Source organism: Kordia sp. (genome assembly GCF_965224175.1).
Classification (GTDB): Bacteria; Bacteroidota; Bacteroidia; order Flavobacteriales; family Flavobacteriaceae; genus Kordia.
On the sequence record NZ_OZ245041.1, the window covers coordinates 4,145,707 to 4,171,202 of the forward strand.

Below are 25,496 nucleotides of genomic sequence, written 5' to 3' on the forward strand. Positions count from 1 at the left end.
TCATTTATAAATGGTTGAATATAAGTGTTTTGTTTCGAGTATTTATGAATGTAAGTTTGTTTCAGTATTAATCACATAAACATTTATATTATGAAGAAAAAGAGCATTAACAATCTGAGCTTAAACAAGAAGTCAATTTCTAACCTTGAAACAGAAGTAGTAAGAGGAAAAGGAGATTCTCGTGACCATCCAATTTCAAAATTATTAGGTGGTGGATCTTGGTGTGTTTGCTTATAATCAATAAGTTTTACAGCAATAAAAAAAAAGCCTTTCCAGTACGGAAAGGCTTTTTCATGGGATTAAAAACTAACAAAATTATTTAATCTCAATTTCATATGGTAATAACAATTGTGGACCTTCCATTTTTGTTACTTGTTTCATTTTTTGAAGTAATTGGTAATTTTTCTCACCTAATTCTTCTTTCATAATATCTTCTTTAGTTTGGATAAATCCGCCTGTAAATTGATTTAAGATACTTTCAAAATCTTTTTCATACACAGGTAATTCTTTAATTTTATAATCGCTCATGTCTGCAGCATCTGCAGCCGCTTGAAGTGCCATGTCTAATCCGCCAATTTCATCCACCAATCCAATTTTAATGGCATCATTTCCTGTCCAAACACGTCCTTGTCCAATAGAATCTACGGCAGCTTGTGTCATACCGCGTCCGTCAGCAACACGTTGTGTAAACAAATCGTAAATGTCTTCAATACCTTCTTTTATCAAAGCGCGTTGCTCGTCTGTCATTGGTTCAAAAACACTATAATCTACAGCATTCTTGTTGGTTCCAACTTGTTCAGCATTAATTCCTAATTCTTCTGCAAGTTTGTGCATGTTTGGAACTGTTCCAAAAACTCCAATACTTCCTGTAATTGTATTTGGTTCAGCATAAATTTTATCTGCATTACAGGCAATATAATAACCTCCAGAAGCGGCTAAATTCCCCATAGAAACAATGACAGGCTTCACTTTTTTCGTTAATTCAATTTCTCTCCAAATTAACTCACTAGCTAAGGCACTTCCTCCAGGTGAGTTGACACGCAAAACAATCGCTTTTACGTTTTCGTCTTCTCTAGCTTCTTTCAATGATTTATTAATCACGCCTTGTCCAATAAAAGTTTCATCACCTTCAGCATACATTATTTGACCTTGAGCGTAAATAACTGCTATTTTTTCATCACTTTTCTTTACGATTGGTTTCTTTTGCCCTGCGTACTTAGCATATTCGTAAATATTAATTCTATTTACATCGCTGTTTTCGCCCATAGCATATTGAATTCCCGCCTCATATTCGTCTTCGTAACCAAGTTTATCAATCAGTTTTGCATCCAAAGCTCGTTTAGCAGTACGTCCTGATAACTCATCTGCAAGTGTATTTAAATGGTCAGAACTCATATTACGACTTACTCCAATTTCATCACGCATTTCGTCCCAAATTGATTGTAAAAACACAGAGATTTGCTCACGATTTGCTTCACTCATTTCTTGGTTTAAATAACCTTCTACAGCACTTTTATATTTTCCATGACGAATCACTTCCATTTTTATACCATATTTTTCTTGGAAATCTTTGTAATACATGCGTTCCATTGCCAAACCTTTAAAATCTAATCCTCCAACAGGGTTTAAATAAATTGTATCTGCAACAGAATTTAAGTAATAATCTTTTTGAGAGTAGAAATCACCATAAGACACAATAAATTTACCAGAATCTTTAAAAGCTAATAAAGCATCGCGTAATGCTTTTGTTTGTGCCATTCCAGCTTGAAGTGAATTATTTTTGATAGAAATTCCTTTTATTTTATCATCACTTGTGGCATGATCGATGGCATCAATAATATTGAAGAGTCCATCATAACGTGGCTCATTTGGTAAAAATGTTAAATCACCATAATCAAATTGTCCAGCGTAATCTTCAATAGGTGCATCTAGATTTAATTCTAATACAGAATTACTCTTTACTGTAACGATATCTTTGTCTGAACCAGAACTAAATATGATAAAAATAAACAGTAAGAAAAAGCATAACACAAAGAAAACTCCGATGCCGACAACTGTTGATAGTACTCGTTTAAAAAACTTCATAGCATTTATATTTAATTTACTTTTAGCAAAAGTATTTATTAATTTGGTAGATTAGAAAGTAAGTGTCTATAAATGTCAAATTGTTACACTTTTTTTTAAAATAATAATGGATTCGTTTTTTTAATAAAAAATACAGAATGCTTTTTGTGTAAAATATGTTCAAAAGAAAGATGTGAAACAAGCATTTTTTTGACAATGCTATCCGTATATTTTAATTATATTTGGCGCAGCTATTTTTGGCAAAAAAACGTATTCAATTGCATCCAAACTTGTTACAAACTACATATATATCTATCGGAAGTAATGTTGGCGACAGACGCATGCATTTACAGCGTTCCATACAACAAATTTCTGCCAAAATTGGTCGTGTTATAAAGATTTCTCCTATCTACGAAACACCTTCTTGGGGATTTGATGGAGGCGATTTTTATAATGCTTGTTTGTGTGTAAATACCGAAATGTCTGCAGAAACTGTAATGACGACAATTTTAGAGATTGAACGTTTTCTGGGCAGAGTACGAAGTGATGCGAAAGGATATCAAGATCGTATTATTGATATTGATATGATATTTTATGACAATGTTGTATCTAAAACAGCATTGCTAGAATTACCGCATCCATTGGCGCATGAACGTAAGTTTGTCATGCAACCTTTGTGCGATATTGCACCGAGTAAAATTCATCCAATATATAAGAAGACTGTTTTACAATTAAATGAATCGCTACAAGCAGAAGGTATTCAACAAAGTTCAGAAACATTGCACAATCCAAATGGGGAAAAAGATTTTTCTCGGTTTAATTATATTGCTATAGAAGGAAATATTGGTGCGGGAAAAACTTCGTTAGCTACTAAAATTGCTGAAGATTTCAATGGAAAATTGATTCTTGAACGTTTTGCAGACAATCCGTTTTTGCCAAAATTTTATGAAGATAACAGTCGCTATGCATTTCCATTAGAAATGTCGTTTCTGGCTGATCGTTATCAGCAAATCTCCGATGATTTAGCACAATTAGATTTGTTTAAAGATTTTATTGTGTCTGACTATGATGTGGTGAAATCGTTAATCTTTGCAAAAGTGACTTTGCAACAAGACGAATATAAATTGTATCGAAAGTTATTTGATATCATGTACAAAGAAATTCCAAAACCTGATTTGTATGTGTATCTGTATCAAAACACAGAACGTTTACTAAAAAATATTAAGAAGCGCGGACGCGATTATGAACAAAAAATCCCTTCTGAATATTTAGATAAAATCAACAATGGATATTTGGAGTTTATCCGAACACACAAAGATTTAAATGTAAAGATTATTGATGTTTCTGATTTGGATTTCGTGGCCAATGCTAACGATTATCAAAAAATCATTTCAGAAATCCATGAAGCAGATTTTTAGATCTATTTAGATATATTCTGATACGTCTTTGCGAGAATTTCAAGGAAATACATAATACATAGTAATCTGCTTCTCTTGTACCCGTTGTTTTATTTAATGACTTATTGTTTTAGGTAATTTACCATCCATTGTACTCCAAACTTATCTGTGAATGCTCCAAAGTACGCGCCCCAAAAAGTATCTTCTAGCGGATTTGTTATCGTTCCTCCTGCGGAAAGTCCATTAAATAATTTCGTAGCTTCTTCTTTACTTTCAGGACTGATAGATATGTGATAATTATTTCCAAATGTTAAGGATTGTCCCATAGATTCTAGTGCATCAGTTCCCATCAGGAAATTCCCAGATCCTATTGGCAAACCAACATGCATTACTTTTTGCTTATCTTCCTCCGACATTGAATCATTATTGGGCATATCTCCAAAACGTCTTATTCCACCAACGAATTCAGTGCCAAATACTGATTTATAAAAATTAAATGCTTCTTCAGTAGTGCCCATAAAACTTAAATAGGTGTTGATTGTTGCCATATTTTATTTTTAGAGATTAGTTATTTTGAAACTACAATTTTCTTCTTTAAAGTAGAATCAACACTAAGTTAGCCTAAATATCTAAAGTGTTAGTATGTCTGAAAAATAAAATGGAATCTAAAAGCGAAGTTTTGCAAATACATCCCAAAGTACAACACCTGCGCTTACCGAAATATTCAAGGAATGTTTGGTGCCAAATTGTGGAATTTCAATCACATAATCACTAGCAGAAACGACTTCTTGTTGCACACCTTTTACTTCGTTTCCAAATACCATGGCATATGCATTTGATTTTTCAGGAGTAAATTCATTTAACATTGTGGCATTTTCAGCTTGTTCAATTGAGGCGACTTTTACACCATTTTCTTGCAATTCTTTTACCAATGTCAATGTATCTTCACGATATTCCCATGCAACAGATTCTGTAGAACCTAAAGCCGTTCTATGAATGTCTTTATGTGGCGGTTTTGCTGTAATTCCGCACAAATAAATTTTCTCAATTAAAAAAGCATCACTCGTTCTGAATACAGAACCAATATTGTTTAAACTACGAATATTATCAAGGATGACAATCAAAGATGTTTTTTGTGAAGATTTAAATTCATCAACACTTAATCTGTTCAGTTCACTATTTTTCAGTTTTCTCATAGATACTTCGTAAGTTTTCCTTGAATTTATTTAAATTCGCAATTCAACATTTTCTGCAAAAATAACAGAAGAGATGTAAACTTTTTGTTTCAGAAGAAAAAGTTTACATCTCTTCCATCAAAAATAGCAAACATTGGCAAAAAGTAGCGCGAAAAAAGTAACTCCCTTAATGAAGCAATACAATGGTATCAAAACAAAGTATCCTGATGCCATGCTACTCTTTAGAGTTGGAGATTTTTATGAAACTTTTGGGGAAGATGCTGTGAAAGCAGCAAATATTTTAGGCATTGTATTAACGCACCGTAATAACGGTGGCGATAATATAGAACTTGCTGGATTTCCGCATCATTCTTTAAACACTTATTTACCAAAATTGGTGAAAGCAGGTGAACGTGTTGCAATTTGCGATCAGTTGGAAGATCCGAAACAAACGAAAAAGATTGTTAAGCGTGGAGTCACAGAATTAGTTACGCCTGGAGTAGCCTTCAATGATGAAGTATTGCAAGCTAAAACAAACAATTTCTTGTGTGCAGTTCATTACGGGAAAAAATTACTAGGAATTTCTTTTTTGGATGTTTCTACGGGAGAATTCATGACAACGCAAGGTTCTGCAGAATATATTGATAAACTACTGCAAAACTTTAAGCCAAGCGAAATCTTAATTCCGAAACAGAAAAAACTAGAGTTTGCCGATGTTTTTGGTGCCAATCATCATGTATTTTACTTGGAAGATTGGGTTTTTAAAGCAGATTTTGCCAACGAAAAACTCATCACACATTTTGATACAAGTTCTTTGAAAGGTTTTGGCGTTGAAGATTTACAGGAAGGAATTATTGCTTCTGGAGCAGTTTTATACTATTTGTCAGAAACACGTCATAACAAATTACAACACATCACATCAATTGCACGAATTGCAGAAGATGCATATGTGTGGATGGATCGTTTTACGGTTCGAAACTTAGAGTTGTATGCTTCAACTTCATTCAATGCCATTACATTATTAGATGTAATTGATAAAACCATTTCGCCTATGGGCGGACGTTTATTGAAGCGTTGGTTGGCATTACCACTTAAAAACAGTCAAAAGATTAAACAACGTCATGAAGTTGTAAATTATCTGTTGCATCAAGAAGATGAATTAGAAAAAATTCAACATCATATTCGTCATATCAGCGATATAGAACGTTTAATTTCTAAAGTTGCTACAGGTAAAATCTCACCAAGAGAAGTGATTCAATTAAAGAATTCGCTTGAAGCAATTATTCCTATCAAACAAATTACGAGTCAAAGCTCTAATGAAGCATTGAAAGTTATTGGCGATACGATTCATGAATGCGAACTACTTCGTTCAAAAATTAAAGAAACTTTAAACGAAGAAGCGCCCGTAAATATTTTAAAAGGAAATGCAATTGCAAGTGGTTATTCAGATAAATTAGATGAATTGCGCGGTATTGCTTTTTCTGGGAAAGATTATTTGGATAAAATGCTAGAACGCGAATGTGAAGCGACAGGTATTCCATCCTTAAAGATAGCTTCCAACAACGTTTTTGGGTATTATATAGAAGTACGAAATACACATAAAGCAAAAGTTCCTGAATCGTGGACGCGAAAGCAAACCTTGGTGAATGCAGAACGTTACATTACAGAAGAACTGAAAGAATACGAGACTAAAATTTTAGGAGCCGAAGAAAAAATTATGCAAATAGAGCAAGAACTGTTTGCAGATTTAGTGATTTGGATCAATCAATATATAAAAGCAGTGCAGCAAAACGCAAATATTATTGCCAAGTTAGATTGTTTGTGCGGCTTTGCCACCTTAGCAAAAGCTAATAGATACGTATATCCAGAAATTGACGATTCTTTTGATTTAGATATCAAAAACGGACGTCATCCAGTCATTGAAAAGCAGTTGCCTATTGGTGAAACGTATATTGCCAATGATGTATACCTAGATCGTGATGCGCAACAAATCATCATGATTACAGGTCCAAATATGAGTGGTAAGTCTGCTATTTTACGTCAAACAGCATTAATTGTATTGTTAGCACAGATGGGAAGTTTTGTACCAGCAGATGCTGCTAGAATTGGTTTGGTGGATAAGATTTTTACTAGAGTAGGAGCGAGTGATAATATTTCAATGGGAGAATCGACATTTATGGTAGAAATGAATGAAACAGCTTCTATTCTAAATAATATTTCCGAACGTAGTTTGGTGTTGTTGGATGAAATTGGTCGTGGAACAAGTACATATGATGGAATTTCGATTGCGTGGGCAATTTCAGAATATCTACATGAACATCCATCGCGAGCAAAAACATTGTTTGCCACACATTATCACGAATTAAACGAAATGACAGAGATTTTTGATCGTATCAAGAATTACAATGTATCTGTAAAAGAATTGAAAGATAATGTTTTGTTTTTGCGTAAATTGGTAAAAGGTGGAAGTGAGCATAGTTTCGGAATTCATGTAGCAAAAATGGCAGGAATGCCGCAACAAGTCATTCACAAGGCAAATAAAATATTGAAACGTTTAGAAAAATCGCATTCTAGCGAAGAACTAGCAGATGATTTAAAAAGCGTTGAAGATGAAATGCAATTGAGTTTTTTCAATATGGACGATCCGTTATTGGAAGAAATCAAAGAAGAAATACTCATGACAGATATTGATACTTTAACGCCAGTGGAAGCATTGATGAAGTTGAATGAGATAAAACGGATGTTGGTGCGCAAAAAAAAGTAGTTGATTACGAGCGAATTAAAAAATAATTTATTCTTTTTTATCAAAACGCTTTGGTATTTGAAGAAATGTATTAAATTTGCATCCGCAATACAGTAATACTGTAACACGTTCTAAGACAAATTGCGAAAATAGCTCAGCTGGTAGAGCGCAACCTTGCCAAGGTTGAGGTCGCGGGTTCGAGCCCCGTTTTTCGCTCTATATAAAAATCCACGCTCGAGTGGTGGAATTGGTAGACACGTTGGACTTAAAATCCAATGGCCTTTGGGCCGTGCGGGTTCAAGTCCCGCCTCGAGTACTAAAGCCCTTTTGAATCATTTTTGATTTTGAAGGGTTTTTTTATGCATTCTATTTTCTTTTGTGTTGACAAGCACAAAGAAGCTATCTTCTTTCGTATCTATTTATTTTTGAGATATTGCTTTTGAAATAAAAATAATTTAAAAAACCGCCAAATTCATTTGACGGTTTTAGGTGTTTATTTGTTTTTTTAAGTGAGCATCATATTAACAATTTGTTTTATGAAAATCTTTATTGATAGCTGATATTTTAACTTAAGATCCTGGATACCACACCCATTTTTCCGAATCAATATACATTAAAAATTTTGTGTTACTTATTACTACCTTTGAAATAGGGGAATTAGAAACTATATAAGATATTTGATCGGTTGTACTAGATTTAGTAAATGCCTTTCCTTCTAAACCACTTTCTATGGCAGTTTGAAATTCGACTAAATTTTGAGAGGTCGAAAATTTAATTTCAAATTCTTTCAGGTAATAACAATTCTTAGCAGCATCATCAAATTGACGCATGAGGACATATTCAAAATCGTTTCTTTTTAAAACTTTTTTAGGAGCATATCTGTCTGATTCTTCATCTAATTCTTTAGGGTATTCATAATCTATTCCAAATGCGTTTCCATCTAGAAGTTTTCTATACCAATATTTCTGTTGTGCATATTGTTCTTTGTAAGATATTACAATAAGTCTACAAATTTCTAGTATGGGAGCTGTATTAATATACTTCTCAAAATCGTCCATTATGGGCCATAAGGCTATATATTCTTCGTCCTTTGCGTCAAGTATTTGTTTTACTGGATAATAAAAAAACTTTAAATCTAATTTCATTTTTTATTTATTTTTATTCAACATAATGTACATATTCCACTTTATCTTTTATAAGATCAAAGATCTCTTTAGATTCCCTGTGATCAATGACTTTAGTGCTTTATATAGAAAGTTTCTTAGCTAAATAATATTTTCAAGTGTTAATTCTGCTAAATCACCGCCTTTGAGTTCTCTTTTTTGAATTCTCCCGCTTAACTTCCATAAAACTTCTAATTTTCACTTAACCCCTTAAATCACTTCAATTAGAAAAAGCTACACTAAAAAATTGGCGTAGCTTTTATATTATTCTTACTCATGCACGGCACTAGTTACAAACTAGTGCGGTCTTCTGCTTTTTCTTCTTCCATTTTTTTAAATACTTTTTTGCTATTTCTAGCATTCCTTTGTTCGTTAGCTTTAAATACATACTTTATTTGTGGCTATATCGATCTTCATCTGGATACCAAAAAGAATGTAATGACGTTACAAAATCTCCATTTTCATAATCTTCATATTGTTCCTCAGGATGGTAATGAGTCCCAAAATGTAAAACCCTACGATGCTCTTTTTCTACTAAAAAAGGTGCGGCATTTATTCTATATTTATGATCCAATGTTTCGTAAAAAAGCTTAGCAATAAAATAATAAACATTGCCAAGAGGTTTTTTAATGGTTTCATTAATCATTAATTCATGGCTGTTTTCTTCCCCTAGTTCTTGAGCTTTTTCTTCTTCCATTTTTTTTAAATATTTCTTTGCTATTTCTAGCATTTCTATGTCTGTTAGCATATTTTATGTTTTATTATTCAATTTTTAAATACTGATATCCATCGTTGTAAATTAGAAAAAGCTACACTAAAAAATTAGCATAGCTTTTATATTGTTCTTACTTATGCATGGCGCTAGTTATAAATTAGTGTTATCACAGAGACAGTATTGAGGTTCTATCTATCATATTTAGGATCATAGTCATCAATAGCTTGTTCTACATATTCAGAAAAACTATCAGCTATTTTTCCAAAAGCTTCTTTCGGATCATCTTCATAATTCTCCATATCCAAACCATATACTGGTGGATCATCTCCTTCGTCTAAATATATAAAGTTGATGTATAAAGAGCCATATATTTCTCCAATAACCCAAAAATCTTTATTGATTAAATGTTCTAAATTATATTCTTTTAAATTAGCTTTTGCCAACTCATAGAGTTCTTCTAAGTAAAACAATCCAATAGAAAGACCAGAAACTGAGATAGGCCTAAATCCTTTCCCAGCTAATAGGCTATATTCTTTATAAGCTTTTGGAAACTGGATGTTTAATTTTTGTTCGAATTTTTCTATTTCAGTTATCGGAATACCAGAACTATCTTTTATGTCGTTTTTAATCAGATACTCCTCTAATTTTTGCATGAATGTTATTTTCATACTTATATTTTTTTAAAATCTGCATTATCTTTTACAATTGTTTTTATTCCATCCTCATCAATAAAGAAAGGTCTTTCGACTTCAATATTCCCACCAAAACGTTCTTGAAATAAAAGTAGTTTTCTTAACAAAAAAACCGCCAAGTTCATTTGACGGTTCTAAGTATTTATTTGTTTTCTGGGTCACTTTCATAAAACTCAATAGCTTCTTCAACCCATTTTTGAAAGCTTTCAGCAACTGGACCAAATGTGTATATGTCATCCATATCTCCATAAAACTCACAATCTAAACGATATACAGGTGGATTGTCGCCTTCGTTTAAATGAAAATACCAAAAAGCACCACTATCTGTAGCAATTACCCAAAAAGGTTTTTGAATAAGGTGATTGAGTTTATATTGATCTAGTAATTCTTTGGCGCGTAATTGATTTTCTTCTTCATAATCATAATCAAAGCCGTGAGGAATTGCTCCACAATAATCTCCTGATAGGATTAAAAATTCTCTGTAAGCTATAGGATAAGTAATATTATATTTAGATTCAATAATTGAAATCTTGTCTGTATCAAGACCTTTTCCGTCATTAAATTTATCTTTCCATGATTCTAATCTTTCCATATATTGTAATTCCATATTCTTTAACTATAGTTTTTTTATGTTTTTGAAATTCTTATTATTTGAAACAACTTTTCTTATTCCATTTTTATTGGTGTAAAATGGTCTTTCAACACGAATAATAGCATTGAAAAATCGATTAAATAAAATTAATTATCTAAACAAAAAGCCGTCAAAATTAAATTTGACGGCTTAGGTAAATTATTTATTTTCTGGATCATTTTCATAGAAGTCAATGGCTTTTTCAACCCACTTTTGAAAGCTTTCAGCAACTGGACCAAATGTGTATATGTCATCCATATCTCCATAAAATTCACAATCCAATCGATATACAGGTGGATTATCACCATCATCTAAATAAAAATACCAAAACGCACCACTGTCTGTAGCAATTACCCAAAAAGGTTTTTGAATAAGGTGATTGAGTTTGTATTGATTTAGTAATTCTTTGGCGCGTAATTGATTTTCATCTGCATATTCAAATCTATGACTACCATGCGGTATAGCAGCACAATAAATCCCTGCCATTGCTAAAAATTCTTTATAGGCGTTTGGGTAATTAATACTGTACCTAGATTCAATGGTTGAAATTTTATCCAAATTTACACCTTTTCCCCTTTTATATTTTTCTTTCCATAATTGAAGGTTATTCATATACATAGTTTCCATAATTATATTTTCTTAAAATCTGCATTATCTTTTACAATTGTTTTTATTCCATCCTCATCAACAAAGAAAGGTCTTTCAACACGAATAATAGCATTGAAAAATCGATTAAATAAAATTAATTCTTTTTTACAGACAATGCAAGGATCATAAGTAGTCTTAAGATCTACACTTAGTAATTTTACATTTTCAGGTTTTTTTGCAACTTGTAGTAAATCTGTATGATCTTCTTTTATTAGTTCCATCACTTTTGATTCAGAATCAGAACTTCTATTTTTTTCAAATATGGTATCGAAAAATTCATTATCTTTTATTTTTCTACTGACAACACCTTTAGCACCTTCATATCTGATTCCTTTTCCAGAATGTTCGATATATTCATACTCAACTATTTTTCCATCTACTTCAAATTTAGCATTTACTTTTACTATATTCTCACTCTCAAGATCTGTTCTGCTATTTTTTATTCCTGTTAATTCTGTTAAATCATCGCCTTTGAGTTCTCTTTTTTGAATTCTCCCGCTTAACTTCCATAAAACTTTTATTTTTTCTACGTCGATTACACGACCTTTAACTTTTATTGTTTTTTTTACTCCGTTTTCAATAACTTTTTTATCAACTAACCCATCTTTCATGTATTCGTCTCGTCTATCAATAAACCATTGATCTTTCTTCTTAAATTCAGCAGTTATTCTAAGACGCCTTCTATGTACTCTTACATATTCTGAGTTAAGAAAAGCAGGATCTTCATTTAATTTTTTTAAATATCTGTCTATACCTTCATTCTGTTTTCTAGCTCTAACAGGGTCTTTTTTTATTTCAGCCTCTTTTAATATAGAATTTTTATATTTAATAATGATTTTATCTTTCTCTGTTACTTTAATTGGACCTACATTAAATGTTTGAATTTTTACATACTCAACTTCTACCGTAATATTTTTATTTTTTAACTCGGCAAGAGTTTTTCTGTCAATCCCTGGTAATTTTATTCTATTAATCAATTCATCCAACTTATCATTTACAAATTGTTTTGCTTTCGGAAATTTATTGGCAATTCTAGCCACTCCTTTAGCAAATCCAATAATTTCCAGAACAATTTCAAATATCTTTGGAATGAATAGACCAAATTCATACGCATTTTTGTAAGCTTCATCACCAATTAAAAAAGCAAATAATTTACTGAGTTTTTTAGAGATGATTTCTCCAATTTTTTCCCAGCTAAGTTCGGCTAAAAACTTATCGATGGCTTTGGTGATTGCCACTTGATTTTGATAGTTGAGTAACCCTATCAAGCCGCCAACACCATCTACGATACTGGCAATAAAGTCAATAATACCATTAATAAAACCAACAGTATATGCATTGTATAGTTTTATTGTATGGTCGATGTTTTCCTGTATACTTTTAAATGCTCCAACAATTATGTTTTTAAACCATATAATAATATCGTTTATTACATTAATTCCTCCATTGATAATAGTTTCTGCAATTTGCTGCTCTTTTTCAGAACCTTCATGTTTAGGTAAATTCAATGTGCCTATATCATCAATAAACATAGCATCCATGGTTGTAACAAATACATTTATCATAGATGATTTACTGGAAAATAAAGGATCATATTTTGTATTGGTATAAGGAATGTCTTTATATTGTAACGTTGCAATATTAGGGTTCCAAGTTTCTTGACCTAGCTTGAACTCTCTGATGTAATTAGCAACAGCTCCAAATACCTGATCTGAGATATAACCAGTTGTATTTGATAAATCTACAACGCCAAGTCGTATGCACATTAAAAAAACTTGATGCATTAGCTCTAATGCATTTGGAGGTGTATAGTTTTTGAATGCAACATATTTTCGCAAGTGTTCTTCTAATAGAATTGAAATATCATTTCTATCAAAATCATATTGTTGTTTATTAATATCCATCCATTCTGCTAAATCATGAATAATATCTTTAGCAATACTTTTGTCTACTATTAACTTTTCTAAAACATTTTTACTGAGAGTTACTCCTAATGGTTCTATGTCATCAAATGTAATACCCGAAAGATCCAATCTAGAAACTTTAGTATTCAAAATTTCTTTTTCGTTTTTTTTACGAACATACAAGTATAAATAATTATCACTTTTCGCTCTTTTCCTTAAAACTTCAAAAGCATCTTGATTATGAACAATATGAATTTCGAAATGCATTTTTAGTTTTTTAGAGGAAAAATTAGCTGTTACTTTTTCCTCCAATTCGTTTGTTTCTTCAAAAAGCGATTTTCTACCCAACGGACTCACATAGCCCATTTTTTGTGTGACTCTGCTCATACCTTAAACAATTAAAAACCCATCAGGATTGTTCCCATAAAAGCTTGTTGTATCATCTATTGTTTCAAAGCTCACAATACAATTTCCTGTTACCGTGAAGTCTTTCCAATTTGTGCCAGTTAACATGATTCCTTTGGTTGCGAGTTCGTTTGTAATGGTAGAAGCAATGTCTGCAGCCAATGAAATTTGGAAACTGGTTGTATCAAATTTATTCGGGTTTGTAATGTCTGTATTTACTGTTTTAAATACGACTATAAGTGTATGGTCTGCTACTTCAATGGCATCATCGTACGGATTGGGTACTTGTACCGCTTGTAAGGCAAAGTTATTTTCTTGGTGTAATACCTTTACAGAGACATTATCTTTATTCAATTCGTAAGAAGCAATATTGTTTACGGTAACCAATGCTTCAACACTTTTTATATCGTTTTGTTGTAAGTAATCGGCAACCATATCAAATTCTGTAGTTTTTCCACTAAAAGCAGAATAGTCATCAATGACAGTCACTACCAATCCTTTGTTTTGATCGATGGCAGCTTGTCGTTCTTCTTTTGTTAAGTTTTTGTGCAACATGATTGTTGCTACTTTTATATTTTCTTTCATTTTTTATGATTTACAGTTGTGTGTGGTTTTTAAAATGTAGTGAGATTGCTTGTGACAAGTACTGCGGGATTTCCATCTGAATTTGCGGTATTTCGTATCGTTTTGGTCTTTAAAATACCTTCATTTAGTAATTGAAATTGCCCTGTGTTTGGAGATCGTTTGTCTATTGAATAGTTGGTAGTATCTCCAGCATCATCAAAGACATTGATACCAACGAGTTTTATTCTATCTGTGCTGCCGCCATTTCTCAGCGTTCTGCAATTGGAAACGAAATGACAGTTTTCAAAAATCCACTGACCTCTTGCATCACTATTTTGCCACAAGTCAAAAATCCAGGCATTGGAATTGTTAGCATTAAATTCTTTGATAAATAGATTTTTAAAATATACAGTAGAACCCGCATGTGACGTAGTTTGAACTACCGCGCCGTTTGTATCTTTATATTTTAAAATGGTTCCAGCAAATTGACGATATCCAGGTGTCCAAGTTGTCCAACTTCTGGCAAAGTATGTATTAGACAATTCTGAATTTAGAAATGTAATAAAGCCATTGCTAATTCCAGAAAATAGAAATACAGCATTTCCTTGTCCGATAACATTGCCTATGTAGATGTTTTTCTTACTCGTGGAAGTAACCAAAAACATATTTACATAATTAGAGGATTCATTGATAAAAGAATGCACTTTAATTGCTGCTTCTACTAAATCGTATCTGTAATCTTCTCTAAAAAATGCAAATTCATTTCCTTGTTTAATAATGACACGTCCTATTTCTACTTGCAATCGAACGTTTTCAGTATCTGGAGAAAATTTTCTTCCGTAGAAAAAAGCAATGTTGGTTTCTACAACATTAATTTTCATAATGCTACCGTAGCTTTGATAACCTGCTCCTAAATTGAAATATGCAAAGGAAGTATAGTTTTCATTTCCAGTATAGTTTAGCTGTATACGATCAAAATTAAGGTGTAAGCTAATTCGCTGCGACCAAAAGAATGTTTCTTTGTTTGAAAATGTATGCGTGTATGTTCCAAATGGAATGTCAAATGTAATGCGTGCTAATGGACTTGTATTATGTCCTTTTTGAGTAATGTTTCCTTCTTGTTGTATGTTGATACTAACTTTCTGACTTGAAGAAAATGTAATATTTCGCCTAGGAATTGCTTTTGTAATGATGTATGTGCCAGCCGAAATTAGCACCAATACCCAATGATCTTCTCCGTCCCAAGCAGGCAATGCTTCTAATGCAGCATCTATAGTTTTAAACGGTTTACTGCTACTTTCTGTTGTTGCAGTTATGTCATCACCATCAAGAGTATTGATAAAAATTGTTTTAGGAGATACCGCATTTCCATTAGTATTTCCTTCTTCAATATGTACAAAACTGTCTATTAAGTCTGCAAATTGCGCTTCTGTAGGAAAGTCTCCTATTTCAAAATAACTTTTTAATGTGTTTTTATCTTGTATCATCTTTTTTAAATTTTGTATGTGTAAAAAAATGGTAGGTTAAAGAGGAACCTACTTAGTTCGGCTCCTCTTTTTTTATTGTTTATGATGATACTACAAACTTTCCAATACCTCCTACAGTTGGACCAGTGTCTCCACCAATCAAATCTGTACTGCTTTCAATAGTATTGTCTTGTTGATGTTCTGGACAGTAGCATGGAAGTCCGCTTTCTTTTAGTATAGCAGAATCTGCTTGTAAAATAGTAAGTGACGTTGGAATTCGTGTTTCCCAAGTACCTTCTACAGTTCCTTCAATGGTTTGCATTTCTTCTGAAATTGATAGGTATAAGTCATTGTCTTGATCAATTACTAATCCTTGACCATTCCAAATTTCTCCTGTTTCCATATACCAATTCACAGCTTCTTCAAATCCTGGACGAACAGGAACGACTGCTCTTGCCATACCTGATTGTAAAAAGGCTTGAAATAACGGATCGGCAGCATCTGTTTCTTGGAATAAGGATTTCCAATCTTTTTCATCTGCATAGAAGTACGGATAGAAAATATATGCCATGATATCCCAATCAAAAGCTTGTTCAAAGAATTTAACCGCAGCCGCATGTATTTCTAATCCTGAGTTTTTAACCACTTTAGCAACTCCCGTAGTAGCATCTACAGTAGTGTAATTATTTTTAGCAAGTGAATGTCCTTTTTGCTCAGTTAAGAGTTCAATAGCAATGCGCTTGATTTCTCTTTTTTCTAAACTTCTGTTTAATAAAGGATTGAAATTGACTTTTTCACTTGTGGTGTCTTGAATTACTTCATTGGCTTGTTGCGTTTCATTGTATTCTTGTACTTTACGCTCATAAGCTTCCATGATTGCCTGATAGGTTTCATTTTGCCATTGTTGTTTTGCTTCTTCAGATAAAGAACAAATTACTTCTACCGCAGCATTGACTCCAATATAGTTTACGGCAAAGAATGACAATGACAATTCTTCTGAGAACTCTTTAAAAGTACTTCCTGCTTGAGGCGTTAAAGCCGCCACATTATGATACAATTCTGCCACATTGTGAAATACTTGGTTTCCAACCGTTACACTTACTCCTTGACCTGAACGCGAATCTCCATCGTGCATTCCAGATGCATGTACGGTTGCTCCTGTAGTGTAGTATCCTTCAGGAATAGAAAGTGTTTTATTTGCTGAATGCGTTTCGTGATCGCCAGATGTGTATCCAGCATATTCGAAAGATTCATTGAGTCGAATGGTTTCTGAAGGTTTTGGTGTTACTTCAGCACCATAATAGGCAGCGATTTCTTGATAGTTACTTTCATCAATGTCAGTAACACCGTCAATTTCAAATAAAACCGTTGGATGTACAGGTGCTTCAGGAATGATAACACCTGAAACATTTTCATCATTTTCTAGTTTTTTGTAAATCGATTCTTTGAAGAATTTTGATGGCTCAGGAATGGCAAATTCATACATGAGTCGTTTTCCATAGTTTACTAAAGAGTTTTTGTAAATTTTATCAATCCAGCGATATACTCCAGTCACATTGGTATCTCCTTTGGTGTTATCGTATCCGTGAATGTTTTTTTGTTCAAACTCTTTTAAGATACGTGTAGTACGTTTGGTGCTTATTTTTTGTACGATACGTTCCATTGCACGTTCCGTTACTTCTTGTGCGTGTGTTTGTGCTTGAGAATTAGAATCGGAAATAGCACTAGAGGATGAAAAGTCAGCAAAAGAATCTACTCTGAAATTTCTACCTGCAATTTCTCCATTTACACCTGCACTAGCTCCATAGTTTTCTGATTGATCTTCATTCAAAACAGTTGCTACTTCACTTTGAAGTTCATTACGTTCTGTAGTAGTCGTATCTGTAAGATTTTCTACTTCTCGATCTTCACTACGTTCATTTGTAATATCAATACTATTTAAGCTACGAGTTTCACGCTCTTTATACTCACGTGCCATGATGTTTTCAATATGTGATACTTCACCTGGAACATAACAACAAACTTCTTGCTCTACACGACGAAAATCAGCAATTCCCAATTTACTTACGCCGTAAATATGATTGGTATTTATAGAAGTATCAGGAGTTGCATCTTTTACAGAGAGACAGCTTTTAAAGTTGAATCGCGATCGTACATCGGCAATGGATTTAGTAGAAAACTCATAAGTAATTCCGTTGCTAAGTGTAAATTCTCCACTAAACTCTAATTCAGTACCTTCACTTCTTAAAATTGGGTCGAATTCAAAAAAGACATTGATGTATTCAGAACCAGTCAACATATTCTGAAACGAAAGTCCATTTAAGATGCCTCCGTTTGGTGTATGTTGAAGCTGAACGCTAGCATTTGTTACAGTAATTCCAGGTTCGTTTACGCCTAATATCATGCTAATTCCATGTTTTCCTGTCGGTAATTTTGCATCGATAGCTGTAAAGCAAAAAGGAGTTACTTTGTTGTCGGAAACATTTAATATAGCTCCGCGCATTCCTATTTTCTTAGTTCTACTCGCTTTGTTATATGTTCCAATAGTTTTATAGTTTTTCTTTTTTTCTTTCCCAATGGCTTTATAAATTTCTTCAAATGTTTCTAGTTGATCCCAACCTTGTGATTTTATAATAGCTAAAGAATTTCCTGAAATATTGCTTTTCAAATAATCTTCTGTAATTGGAGCTGTTTTTTGAAAACTAAATGTTGGTAACTGTAACTCAGGATATGTTTTAATGCTGGAAATTACATTTCCTTTTTCATCAGTTTGCTCAATAATAGTTGGTGTTGCTTCATTTACAAGTGTTTGCACTTGCTCTTGATGGTTTTTAAGCGCGTTATCGTATAACTCTTGTTGTTCTTTTTGATACCTTTTTTCTACATGATGAAGTTCACTTTCAAGTGTTTTGTAGTGTTCAATATGTTGCTTCGCAAGAAAAGACTCAGCTAAACCTTGTAGTCTCTTCATTGAAGAAGCTGTTTTTGTAGGTTGAGCTTGGGTTACATCAGCAAAGAGAATTTTTGATACAACAACACTAGCATACGCACGACGTGTGAATTCTTTATCCTGACTTTCTGAAAAAGTATGATCATTTGCTACTGTAGATACTAATGTTGTAAAAGCTTTTAAAAACTTATTGGCAATTAGTAACTGAATACACGCTTCTCTTACATATACTGAATTTTTGTTTACAGTTTGGTAAATCAAGTTTTCCCAAATGAGTAATTCATTGCTTGACGATAAAACTCCAACTCCTGAGCTATTTTCTAAAATTGCTGCGAAAGAGAGCATATTTTTATTACGCATTAACCAATAAGAGAAGTCATATAGTTTTTCAAAACGAGCACGAACTTCTGTTTTTGTTTTCAATGCTGAAAAAGAGGAACTGACAGTTGCTAATGCAGCTTCTTTTTCGTTTTCCGTACTATTTTTTACAGCTTCATAAAAAGCACTTTGTGTTTTATCTGGATGAAACACAAATCCAGGATCTTTATCTTGTTCTGCAATAAGTTGAGGATTTCGTAGTGTAACGAAATTAAATAATTGATTTTTTACAGGTGTTTTCATAAAATATATTTAATTAAAAATTGTGTTAAAAATTGGACATACCTATCCTGTTTCCGTACAAGTCAAGCTTGTTCAGATTGAAATTTTTGTATGATTTTTCGGTTTGGTGTGGGAAGTAATTGTTTAAAGCTACCAAATGCTTTTTTATAACCTTAAGAAAAATGTATAAGCGTATTATTTTATCTAAAAATTAAGTTAATTTTTAGATAATCGTAACATGTTAGGGGTTGCAATACAATTTAAATTTTAAAAAACTAGCATTAGGAATTCTTATCAATTACAGTGTTATTTATTCATTGCAAAAAAAGCAATTTTTATACAGATATTAGTATGTTTTTTGGAGGTGCTCCTGTAGTTGCAGCAGTGTTTTTTAACGTTAATTTATAATCGAAAATGTACTTTATTTTTTAGCTTTTGACTTTAAAATAGAGTATTCTGTTAACGCTAATTTGTGATGATATTCTTTTGAAAGACTATTGAAATTTTATTATTTGATAGATTTTTAATCTTGAAGACTTTTTATTCTTCTTTTCGATTTATAAATGCTAAAAAACGATCTTTTCCTTTTAGGCGTTCGTTTTCAATTTCCTCTTTTTGATCTTCATGAAATTTTTGTAAAATAGGAGTGATGTTTCTCATGATTTTTAAAAACTCCATTGACATTATGATCGTCGATTTTTTATCAAAACTTTCTGTAAGTCTATGATACTCGATGGCATTTTTGTCTAAATGTGCAATTGTTTTATTTCTAATTTTACTAGCTTCACTGTCAATTTTATGCTTTCGTCTATATTCTTTTAATTCTAAGTTTAGCGTATCGAGAGGAATTTTCATTTTCGGATATTTCGCTGCCAATTCTCTAAATTCTATTTGAAATTTATTGTAAGTATTGATCATTTCATATACAATGAGATATGACGATCTAATAAAAAATCTTTCTTCTGAAGGATACTTTGCCGCATCTAAGTTTTTTGTAATAATCGCTAAGTCAAGAGTTGCATTTGTGAATATATATGCATAATTGATAAAGTGATTGTTTTGTTTAAATACGGTTAAATCACCATTCGCCTCTAGTAGTTTTTCTGAAACAGTTAGCATTATTACATTTTGTTTAAAAAGTGCTTCAGATAACTTGATCACTTTGTCAAGAGAGTCTTGTATCGTATTAGAATTCGACATCGTATTTTTTTTAGTTCTTGAAAGAATTTACTACAATTATCATTCATCCGCAAAAAAATGATGAATGTTTTCTTTTAAAATAATGATCATTTTTAAAATCTTAAAATTTCTATTGAAACATATGTGTTTTAAAGTATAAATATATGATTTATAGGTTTTTATGTATTTATTTTTAACTCGTATTTACTTAATTACGACTCCTGTTTCTTTTGGTTCCATGCATTCTTTACTAAGTTTAAAACATTAATTACTAAAACATATTATTATGAAAAAAAAGAAAATCAAAACATTAAAACTGAACAAGAGAACGATTTCAGCAGCGCATGCCAATAAAGTTGTTGGAGCAACAGGACCTTGTGTTACTGTGCCTATTTTACTGTCTTACATTTGGGGATGCAATGATGACAAACCTTCTATGGATGTAGAATGTCCTTATTCTAAGGGAATTATTGATGCTAGTAATGCAGGAGAATGTCAGTCTTAAAAAGATAGTTTTCATTAAAACCTTTTGAATATTTAGTTATGAGCAATCAAATTATACCAAATCCAGATTACAGCCTTCAAATTGGCTTAATTGTGAGTGAAGTTAGTGATGTTAGAAATGATACAATGAATTTGGTAAAGAACTTATCGCCTGAGGAGTTAGATACAGTTTTTGGTGAATTCAATAATAGTATCGGAACATTGTTGTTTCATTTTTCTGCATTAGAACTAAAGTTTCAATGTAACTATCTTTTCAAAAGAAGAATTACGGACGAAGAGTATGATACTTATAAAATCGGATTGCCACCGTTAATTAGCGATGGACTTGTACATGGAAATGATTTAGATTTTTATATGCAAGAGTTACATACGATGCGTACGAAAACTTTAGAAGCTTTAAAAACACTTAATGATGATTGGCTTTATGAAAACGTCTATGCTAGAGACGGAAGATTACTTGGTAATAATCACTATTTTTTGAAACACTATTTAATGCATGATGAGTTATGTCATCAAGGACAAATAAAAATCATGCTAAAGACAATTTGGAAAAAGAAATCTGAAAAGGTATAATGATTACATTTTAATTATCTAAATATTCAAAATTCGAAAAAGAGTGGACATTAGTTCGCTCTTTTTTTACTCGATAATCGAGATTTATATACTCTGACACTTGCGTCGAAATATTTTTAATTGTTTCTGTTCAATGCTTCATGAATTTGTCCTTGAAGTAGTTGACTACCAAACATAAATTTCATCGACAAAAATCCATGCAGAATTTCCTGCAGCAGGATGCCATTTAGGCAATTTTTCATGATTTTTAATGATGACTTTAAAGAAACGTGCTTCTGTATTTGGAATCGCTAAAGTCACTTTTTTCTTTTCAGGTTCACCACCTTCACCAGTTCTTGAAATACTAACTTCACCAACTTTTTTAAAGTTTCCATTGGTTTTGGAAGCATAAACGGTAAACTTTTTTGGATATAAAATCCAGCTTCCAACATCTTCTAAAGTGCTAAACGAAATGTTATGAATTGTTTTAATTCCGCCTAAATCTAGTGTAGGTTTTAAGTCGTAACCAAAACAACCTGTCCATTCACCATCTTTAAAAGAAAGACTTCCTTCTTTGAGGTCAAATAATTTTGATGCTTTTGCATAATCTGGACTTGGCTCTTTCTGTGCAGAAAAATTGGTGATTTGTTGAGCTATTTTCGTGTATTCTTGTGTCAAAATCTTGCTAGGCAACCAACCTTTTTTGAAAGCAGCTATTTTGAGTGTTTTTGAGGTTTCTAAGATGATCGGATTGGCAACAATGGTTGAAGTAGAATCTGGTGTTTTTCCATTTAGTGTATATCGTAATGCTACATCTTTTAGTCTACTTTTTATGTTTAAATGAATTGAATCTTTAAATAATGTTCGCGTAGGTGTGATTTTAGGGGCTTTTAATTGACTTTCTTTTACAAAACCATCTATGATACTATTTTGGATGTTTACGTTAAATGTAGTTTCTAATTCTTGTGCAGTTTTTTGATCAACTTTTGTTTGCCAAGCATAAATATTTTTTGGTTGAATGTTTTGCAATAAGTCTGTCAATCCATCATTTGTGATATTGGTGTTGTATATATTTAATACTTCTAATTGTGTCAGATCTGTGAGGTTTTGCAGCGTTTTATCTGTTATTTTTTTACTGTTAATGCGAAGCGTTTTTAGATTTTCGAGCTCTCTGATTACTTTTGTCATTTCATCAGTAATTTCGGAAGTGTGAAAATCGAGTTCTGTGATTTGTTCGCTCAACAACGAAAGTTGTTCAATAGCTACTTGATTTGGAGTTTTGTTGAGGTATTTTACGTTTAATTCTGCTTTTCCAGGAACCAATTCTAAGACTCTAAAACCTTCATTTTTTAAAGTTTCTATGGCAGTTGCAGAAGCTCTTGGAATTTCTATTTCATTGAATACTAAATATTCTTCTAGCAGATGCGCTAAGGTATCATTCTCTGTAGTATTTGTTACATAATTTTCGAAATCTAAACCTTTGTTAATCCAGTGTTTGAGCAACCAAATTTCATCTTTTGTCAATTGCGCTTTTCCTTCTGGAGGCATGTGATCTTCATGCGAAATAGGTAACAATAATTGTTGATACAATAAACTTGCTTTTGCATTTCCTGAAATGAATACTTTACCAGATTCTCCGCCTTTTAATATAGCTTCACGAGAAATCAAAGAAAGCGCTCCTTTTTGCTTACTGGTGTTGTGACATTGCACACATTTTTTATCAAATATTTTTGTGACTACATCGTCATACATGCGCAAGCTATCTACAACTTCAATTGTTCGTTCTTCTTCGGGAAGTGTAGCGTATTCGGTCAAGAAATTATCTCCATGTGTCAATACGCTTCCATAATGTCCTGCAACGCTGATACTCACAAGAGAAACAGCAAACAAGATTAAAAAAAATGTTTTCGTGTTAAAGAGTGGTTTCAAACTGTACCAAAACAAAATACTGGTTAAGATAGCAGTCAAAATTCCTGTATATAAATGTATGTTGAGTGTAGCAGATTCATATCCGCCTTCGAGCGATAAAAAATATCCTAAAAAACAGGTGAGTATGGCAAAAAATGCTGTAAATCCTAAAATATTTCTTACTGTAGTTAAAGGATAATTTTTTTGAATTCTTCCTAAAAGATCTAAGAAAAAGGCAACAATCAGCGCGCCTATTGGTAAGTGTAACAATAACGGATGAAATCTTCCAAAAAATAAGATGATTCTCGGTGTTTCCGTAGCGGTAAACGCATAGAAGGTGAGCAATCCAAAAATTGAAATTGCACCAAAAAACAAGTATTGTATGTAGTTGTGTTGTTTCATTAATTAAAAATCCATTCGTCCATAAACAACCAAGCTTTTAAGCCTTTTCCAGCGTGCCAATTGGGTAGTTTTTGCAAATTATTTACTTGTATCGTAATGGTGTTACATTCTTTTTTGATTGGTATTTTAATGTCGTCAAGTTTTAGAATATCTTTTGAGGTTAAAGTATGAAATGTCTTTGTGAGAAAAGGTTTTTTATCTATAACTATCATAATTGATTCAGGTGGGAAAATCCATGATTTTGTATCCACCAAATAACCAATAGTTAGACTTTTAATATATGTTTTTTCTGGAAATGAAACCGTTGCTTTTGCAATGGAATCAAAGCCAATCCATTCCAAATCTCTGAATTGTAAAGAGGCTTTTTTGTTATTGGTTAGTGTAGTTTCACCTTGACCTTTATATTTTTTGTTTGCGGATGTTTTCCATGTAATTTTACTAGGAGCAATTCCTTTTTTGTATAACTTGATTGTTGTTAAATCGCTTGACTGCCAATCAGGATGAAAAGCTCTAAAGTTATATGTATCGGCTTTTTTGGCAAAAATGGTATCCGTTATTTTTGTAGATGATTGTAAGACAGATTTGCTATTTTTTTGATAATGTATTGTCGAATTGTCCATATTTGTTTTAGACGTAAGCGTAACAAAAGAATCAATGATTGTATTTGATACTTCAATTCTTGGTTTGACAAGTTTGATGTTGCCTTTTTGAAGAAATTCTGCAGTTTCTTTTTTCTTTTTAGTACAGCCAAAGGCTACTAAACTCAATACTAAGATTCCTATATAAATTCTCATACGCGGGTTAATTTTATAGGATAGGTTTTTCCAGAATTCCATTGAGCAACATACATGTTTTCATCATCATCAATGCAAACATCGTGCGGATGCTGAAACAAGTGAACTGTTTGATATAATTCGTTTAATTTATTGTTTTGATACGATGGCGAAGTAGCGCCAGGACAGGAAACAACTTCGTTTTTTTCGTTCATGATCAAAATAAATCCTGAATCAGAATGGATAGCACTTTTAGAGCGCAATACGGCAAAATAAATATCTTTTTTATGAATTACTGGGCGACAAATTAATGCGCCAGGTACCTGAATTGCTTCTAGGAAATTGCCTTCTAAGTCAAATCGTTTTAAAATGTTTAATTCTCTAGCAGATACAAGCAACGAAGGGTTTTCTGGATTACGATCGTCATAACAAATGCCATGTGCGTTTAAAAATTGTCCATTTTCAGTTCCGCTTCCACCAAAAAAGTTTTGCAATACGCCTTCATGATTGTAATGTAAAATATGCTGTTTTCCATAACCGTCGGCCACATATATATCACCGTTTGTGGCAATTGTAGTTTCGGTAGGTTTAAATTCTTCTTTATTATTATATTTTCCTGTTTCTGCAGGATAATTAATTGTAAAAACCACTTTCCCGTCAATGGTAGTTTTTATAATTTGATGGCGTTCGTAATCAGTAATGAGTAAAAAATCTTCTCCATTTTCTTTAACTAATGTCAAACCGTGTGCGCCAGGATAATCCGTTCCCCAAGTTTCCAAGAGCTTCCCAGATTTGTCATAAATAATCACATTGTTTTTCGTGTGATTGGTCAGTAAAACGATTCTACCTTTCGAGTCTTGTATCATTTCGTGACAATCGTTCACAGGAGTTTGTGAAGGGTTTAAATTTCCCCAGTTCAGATTCACTTTGTATTTGTGTGAATTGTGTCCAACAATAACATCATTATTCGCGCCAAGCGAAAAAGCAGAACTCAAACTTGGAGCTGCTAGAAAACCTAGTGACAGTAAAGACGATTGTTTTAAAAATTTTCTTCGATTCAT

At 32.4% G+C, this 25,496-nt stretch carries 21 protein-coding genes and 2 tRNA genes; 7 read left to right on the forward strand and 16 right to left on the reverse strand.

Annotation, left to right across the window (positions count from 1 at the left end; genetic code table 11):
- Nucleotides 1–90: 90 nt before the first annotated feature.
- Nucleotides 91–237, forward strand: a complete 147-nt coding sequence (locus ACOQOS_RS17920) for a hypothetical protein (protein ID WP_420571847.1) — start codon at nucleotides 91–93, stop codon at nucleotides 235–237.
- A gap of 78 nt (nucleotides 238–315) precedes the next feature.
- On the opposite strand, the gene sppA is transcribed toward ACOQOS_RS17920, so the two are convergent.
- Nucleotides 316–2,085, reverse strand: coding sequence for a signal peptide peptidase SppA (gene sppA / locus ACOQOS_RS17925; protein ID WP_420571848.1), 1,770 nt, complete (start codon nucleotides 2,083–2,085; stop codon nucleotides 316–318).
- 257 nt (nucleotides 2,086–2,342) lie between these two features.
- Here sppA and folK point away from each other — a divergent pair, with 257 nt between their 5' ends.
- On the forward strand, nucleotides 2,343–3,482 hold the full coding sequence (folK, locus tag ACOQOS_RS17930; RefSeq protein ID WP_420575162.1) for a 2-amino-4-hydroxy-6-hydroxymethyldihydropteridine diphosphokinase: 1,140 nt from the start codon (nucleotides 2,343–2,345) through the stop codon (nucleotides 3,480–3,482).
- Nucleotides 3,483–3,583: 101 nt separating this feature from the next.
- Here the strand turns inward: folK and ACOQOS_RS17935 are convergent, their stop codons facing one another.
- Both ACOQOS_RS17935 and ACOQOS_RS17940 read right to left on the reverse strand, forming a co-directional pair.
- Nucleotides 3,584–4,009 carry a VOC family protein gene (locus tag ACOQOS_RS17935; protein WP_420571849.1) on the reverse strand — a complete coding sequence of 142 codons (426 nt, stop codon included), beginning with the start codon at nucleotides 4,007–4,009 and terminating at the stop codon, nucleotides 3,584–3,586.
- 117 nt (nucleotides 4,010–4,126) lie between these two features.
- Nucleotides 4,127–4,657: an RNA methyltransferase gene (locus tag ACOQOS_RS17940; RefSeq protein ID WP_420571850.1), complete on the reverse strand. Its 531-nt coding sequence runs from the start codon at nucleotides 4,655–4,657 to the stop codon at nucleotides 4,127–4,129.
- 169 nt (nucleotides 4,658–4,826) lie between these two features.
- Between ACOQOS_RS17940 and mutS the strand changes: the two genes are divergently transcribed.
- From mutS to ACOQOS_RS17955, 3 genes are all read left to right on the forward strand, one after another.
- Nucleotides 4,827–7,400: a DNA mismatch repair protein MutS gene (mutS, locus tag ACOQOS_RS17945; protein ID WP_420575163.1), complete on the forward strand. Its 2,574-nt coding sequence runs from the start codon at nucleotides 4,827–4,829 to the stop codon at nucleotides 7,398–7,400.
- A gap of 122 nt (nucleotides 7,401–7,522) precedes the next feature.
- Nucleotides 7,523–7,595: transfer RNA gene (locus ACOQOS_RS17950), tRNA-Gly, on the forward strand.
- A 16-nt stretch (nucleotides 7,596–7,611) separates the two neighbouring features.
- Nucleotides 7,612–7,695, forward strand: a tRNA-Leu gene (locus tag ACOQOS_RS17955).
- Nucleotides 7,696–7,948: 253 nt separating this feature from the next.
- On the opposite strand, the gene ACOQOS_RS17960 is transcribed toward ACOQOS_RS17955, so the two are convergent.
- The 10 genes from ACOQOS_RS17960 to ACOQOS_RS18005 form a co-directional block, all read right to left on the reverse strand.
- A complete protein-coding gene (locus ACOQOS_RS17960) occupies nucleotides 7,949–8,524 on the reverse strand; it encodes a hypothetical protein (RefSeq protein WP_420571851.1) in 576 nt (191 codons plus the stop codon).
- 409 nt (nucleotides 8,525–8,933) lie between these two features.
- Nucleotides 8,934–9,290: a hypothetical protein gene (locus ACOQOS_RS17965; RefSeq protein ID WP_420571852.1), complete on the reverse strand. Its 357-nt coding sequence runs from the start codon at nucleotides 9,288–9,290 to the stop codon at nucleotides 8,934–8,936.
- 155 nt (nucleotides 9,291–9,445) lie between these two features.
- Entirely contained in the window at nucleotides 9,446–9,925 is a 480-nt protein-coding gene (locus ACOQOS_RS17970) for an SMI1/KNR4 family protein (protein WP_420571853.1), read from the reverse strand.
- Between the two features lie 166 nt (nucleotides 9,926–10,091).
- Nucleotides 10,092–10,556 carry an SMI1/KNR4 family protein gene (locus ACOQOS_RS17975; RefSeq protein ID WP_420571854.1) on the reverse strand — a complete coding sequence of 155 codons (465 nt, stop codon included), beginning with the start codon at nucleotides 10,554–10,556 and terminating at the stop codon, nucleotides 10,092–10,094.
- A 183-nt stretch (nucleotides 10,557–10,739) separates the two neighbouring features.
- The gene (locus ACOQOS_RS17980; RefSeq protein ID WP_420571855.1) at nucleotides 10,740–11,207 is read right to left on the reverse strand and encodes an SMI1/KNR4 family protein; all 468 of its coding nucleotides are present in this window, start codon (nucleotides 11,205–11,207) and stop codon (nucleotides 10,740–10,742) included.
- Between the two features lie 2 nt (nucleotides 11,208–11,209).
- Nucleotides 11,210–13,489: a hypothetical protein gene (locus tag ACOQOS_RS17985; RefSeq protein ID WP_420571856.1), complete on the reverse strand. Its 2,280-nt coding sequence runs from the start codon at nucleotides 13,487–13,489 to the stop codon at nucleotides 11,210–11,212.
- A gap of 33 nt (nucleotides 13,490–13,522) precedes the next feature.
- On the reverse strand, nucleotides 13,523–14,122 hold the full coding sequence (locus ACOQOS_RS17990; RefSeq protein WP_420571857.1) for a hypothetical protein: 600 nt from the start codon (nucleotides 14,120–14,122) through the stop codon (nucleotides 13,523–13,525).
- Between the two features lie 29 nt (nucleotides 14,123–14,151).
- On the reverse strand, nucleotides 14,152–15,588 hold the full coding sequence (locus ACOQOS_RS17995; protein WP_420571858.1) for a hypothetical protein: 1,437 nt from the start codon (nucleotides 15,586–15,588) through the stop codon (nucleotides 14,152–14,154).
- Between the two features lie 79 nt (nucleotides 15,589–15,667).
- Nucleotides 15,668–19,138 (reverse strand): hypothetical protein, encoded by a 3,471-nt coding sequence (locus ACOQOS_RS18000; RefSeq protein WP_420571859.1) that lies wholly within the window; start codon nucleotides 19,136–19,138, stop codon nucleotides 15,668–15,670.
- Between the two features lie 519 nt (nucleotides 19,139–19,657).
- Complete coding sequence (locus ACOQOS_RS18005; RefSeq protein WP_420571860.1) at nucleotides 19,658–20,317, reverse strand: hypothetical protein; 660 nt, start codon at nucleotides 20,315–20,317, stop codon at nucleotides 19,658–19,660.
- 265 nt (nucleotides 20,318–20,582) lie between these two features.
- Here ACOQOS_RS18005 and ACOQOS_RS18010 point away from each other — a divergent pair, with 265 nt between their 5' ends.
- The gene (locus ACOQOS_RS18010) at nucleotides 20,583–20,801 is read left to right on the forward strand and encodes a hypothetical protein (protein ID WP_420571861.1); all 219 of its coding nucleotides are present in this window, start codon (nucleotides 20,583–20,585) and stop codon (nucleotides 20,799–20,801) included.
- A gap of 38 nt (nucleotides 20,802–20,839) precedes the next feature.
- Nucleotides 20,840–21,373, forward strand: a complete 534-nt coding sequence (locus tag ACOQOS_RS18015; protein WP_420571862.1) for a DinB family protein — start codon at nucleotides 20,840–20,842, stop codon at nucleotides 21,371–21,373.
- 165 nt (nucleotides 21,374–21,538) lie between these two features.
- Here the strand turns inward: ACOQOS_RS18015 and ACOQOS_RS18020 are convergent, their stop codons facing one another.
- Genes ACOQOS_RS18020 through ACOQOS_RS18030 form a run of 3 tightly spaced genes read right to left on the reverse strand, consistent with a single transcriptional unit; the run spans nucleotide 21,539 to nucleotide 25,496 of the window.
- Complete coding sequence (locus ACOQOS_RS18020) at nucleotides 21,539–23,662, reverse strand: c-type cytochrome domain-containing protein (protein WP_420571863.1); 2,124 nt, start codon at nucleotides 23,660–23,662, stop codon at nucleotides 21,539–21,541.
- Complete coding sequence (locus ACOQOS_RS18025) at nucleotides 23,662–24,456, reverse strand: hypothetical protein (protein ID WP_420571864.1); 795 nt, start codon at nucleotides 24,454–24,456, stop codon at nucleotides 23,662–23,664. Before ACOQOS_RS18025 ends, ACOQOS_RS18020 begins: the two co-directional genes overlap by 1 nt.
- The gene (locus ACOQOS_RS18030; RefSeq protein ID WP_420571865.1) at nucleotides 24,453–25,496 is read right to left on the reverse strand and encodes a 6-bladed beta-propeller; all 1,044 of its coding nucleotides are present in this window, start codon (nucleotides 25,494–25,496) and stop codon (nucleotides 24,453–24,455) included. Before ACOQOS_RS18030 ends, ACOQOS_RS18025 begins: the two co-directional genes overlap by 4 nt.

Excerpts from the sequence above, each read along its gene's own strand:
- ACOQOS_RS18020 (WP_420571863.1), bottom strand. The coding sequence starts at position 23,662 with ATGAAACAACACAACTACATACAATACTTGTTTTTTGGTGCAATTTCA.
- ACOQOS_RS17980 (WP_420571855.1), bottom strand. The coding sequence starts at position 11,207 with ATGGAAACTATGTATATGAATAACCTTCAATTATGGAAAGAAAAATAT.
- ACOQOS_RS17920 (WP_420571847.1), top strand. The coding sequence starts at position 91 with ATGAAGAAAAAGAGCATTAACAATCTGAGCTTAAACAAGAAGTCAATT.
- ACOQOS_RS18015 (WP_420571862.1), top strand. The coding sequence starts at position 20,840 with ATGAGCAATCAAATTATACCAAATCCAGATTACAGCCTTCAAATTGGC.
- ACOQOS_RS18005 (WP_420571860.1), bottom strand. The coding sequence starts at position 20,317 with ATGTCGAATTCTAATACGATACAAGACTCTCTTGACAAAGTGATCAAG.
- ACOQOS_RS17990 (WP_420571857.1), bottom strand. The coding sequence starts at position 14,122 with ATGAAAGAAAATATAAAAGTAGCAACAATCATGTTGCACAAAAACTTA.
- ACOQOS_RS17975 (WP_420571854.1), bottom strand. The coding sequence starts at position 10,556 with ATGGAATTACAATATATGGAAAGATTAGAATCATGGAAAGATAAATTT.
- sppA (WP_420571848.1), bottom strand. The coding sequence starts at position 2,085 with ATGAAGTTTTTTAAACGAGTACTATCAACAGTTGTCGGCATCGGAGTT.
- ACOQOS_RS18000 (WP_420571859.1), bottom strand. The coding sequence starts at position 19,138 with ATGAAAACACCTGTAAAAAATCAATTATTTAATTTCGTTACACTACGA.
- ACOQOS_RS18025 (WP_420571864.1), bottom strand. The coding sequence starts at position 24,456 with ATGAGAATTTATATAGGAATCTTAGTATTGAGTTTAGTAGCCTTTGGC.
- ACOQOS_RS17965 (WP_420571852.1), bottom strand. The coding sequence starts at position 9,290 with ATGCTAACAGACATAGAAATGCTAGAAATAGCAAAGAAATATTTAAAA.
- ACOQOS_RS18010 (WP_420571861.1), top strand. The coding sequence starts at position 20,583 with ATGAAAAAAAAGAAAATCAAAACATTAAAACTGAACAAGAGAACGATT.
- mutS (WP_420575163.1), top strand. The coding sequence starts at position 4,827 with ATGAAGCAATACAATGGTATCAAAACAAAGTATCCTGATGCCATGCTA.
- ACOQOS_RS17970 (WP_420571853.1), bottom strand. The coding sequence starts at position 9,925 with ATGAAAATAACATTCATGCAAAAATTAGAGGAGTATCTGATTAAAAAC.
- ACOQOS_RS17940 (WP_420571850.1), bottom strand. The coding sequence starts at position 4,657 with ATGAGAAAACTGAAAAATAGTGAACTGAACAGATTAAGTGTTGATGAA.
- ACOQOS_RS18030 (WP_420571865.1), bottom strand. The coding sequence starts at position 25,496 with ATGAATCGAAGAAAATTTTTAAAACAATCGTCTTTACTGTCACTAGGT.
- ACOQOS_RS17960 (WP_420571851.1), bottom strand. The coding sequence starts at position 8,524 with ATGAAATTAGATTTAAAGTTTTTTTATTATCCAGTAAAACAAATACTT.
- ACOQOS_RS17995 (WP_420571858.1), bottom strand. The coding sequence starts at position 15,588 with ATGATACAAGATAAAAACACATTAAAAAGTTATTTTGAAATAGGAGAC.
- ACOQOS_RS17935 (WP_420571849.1), bottom strand. The coding sequence starts at position 4,009 with ATGGCAACAATCAACACCTATTTAAGTTTTATGGGCACTACTGAAGAA.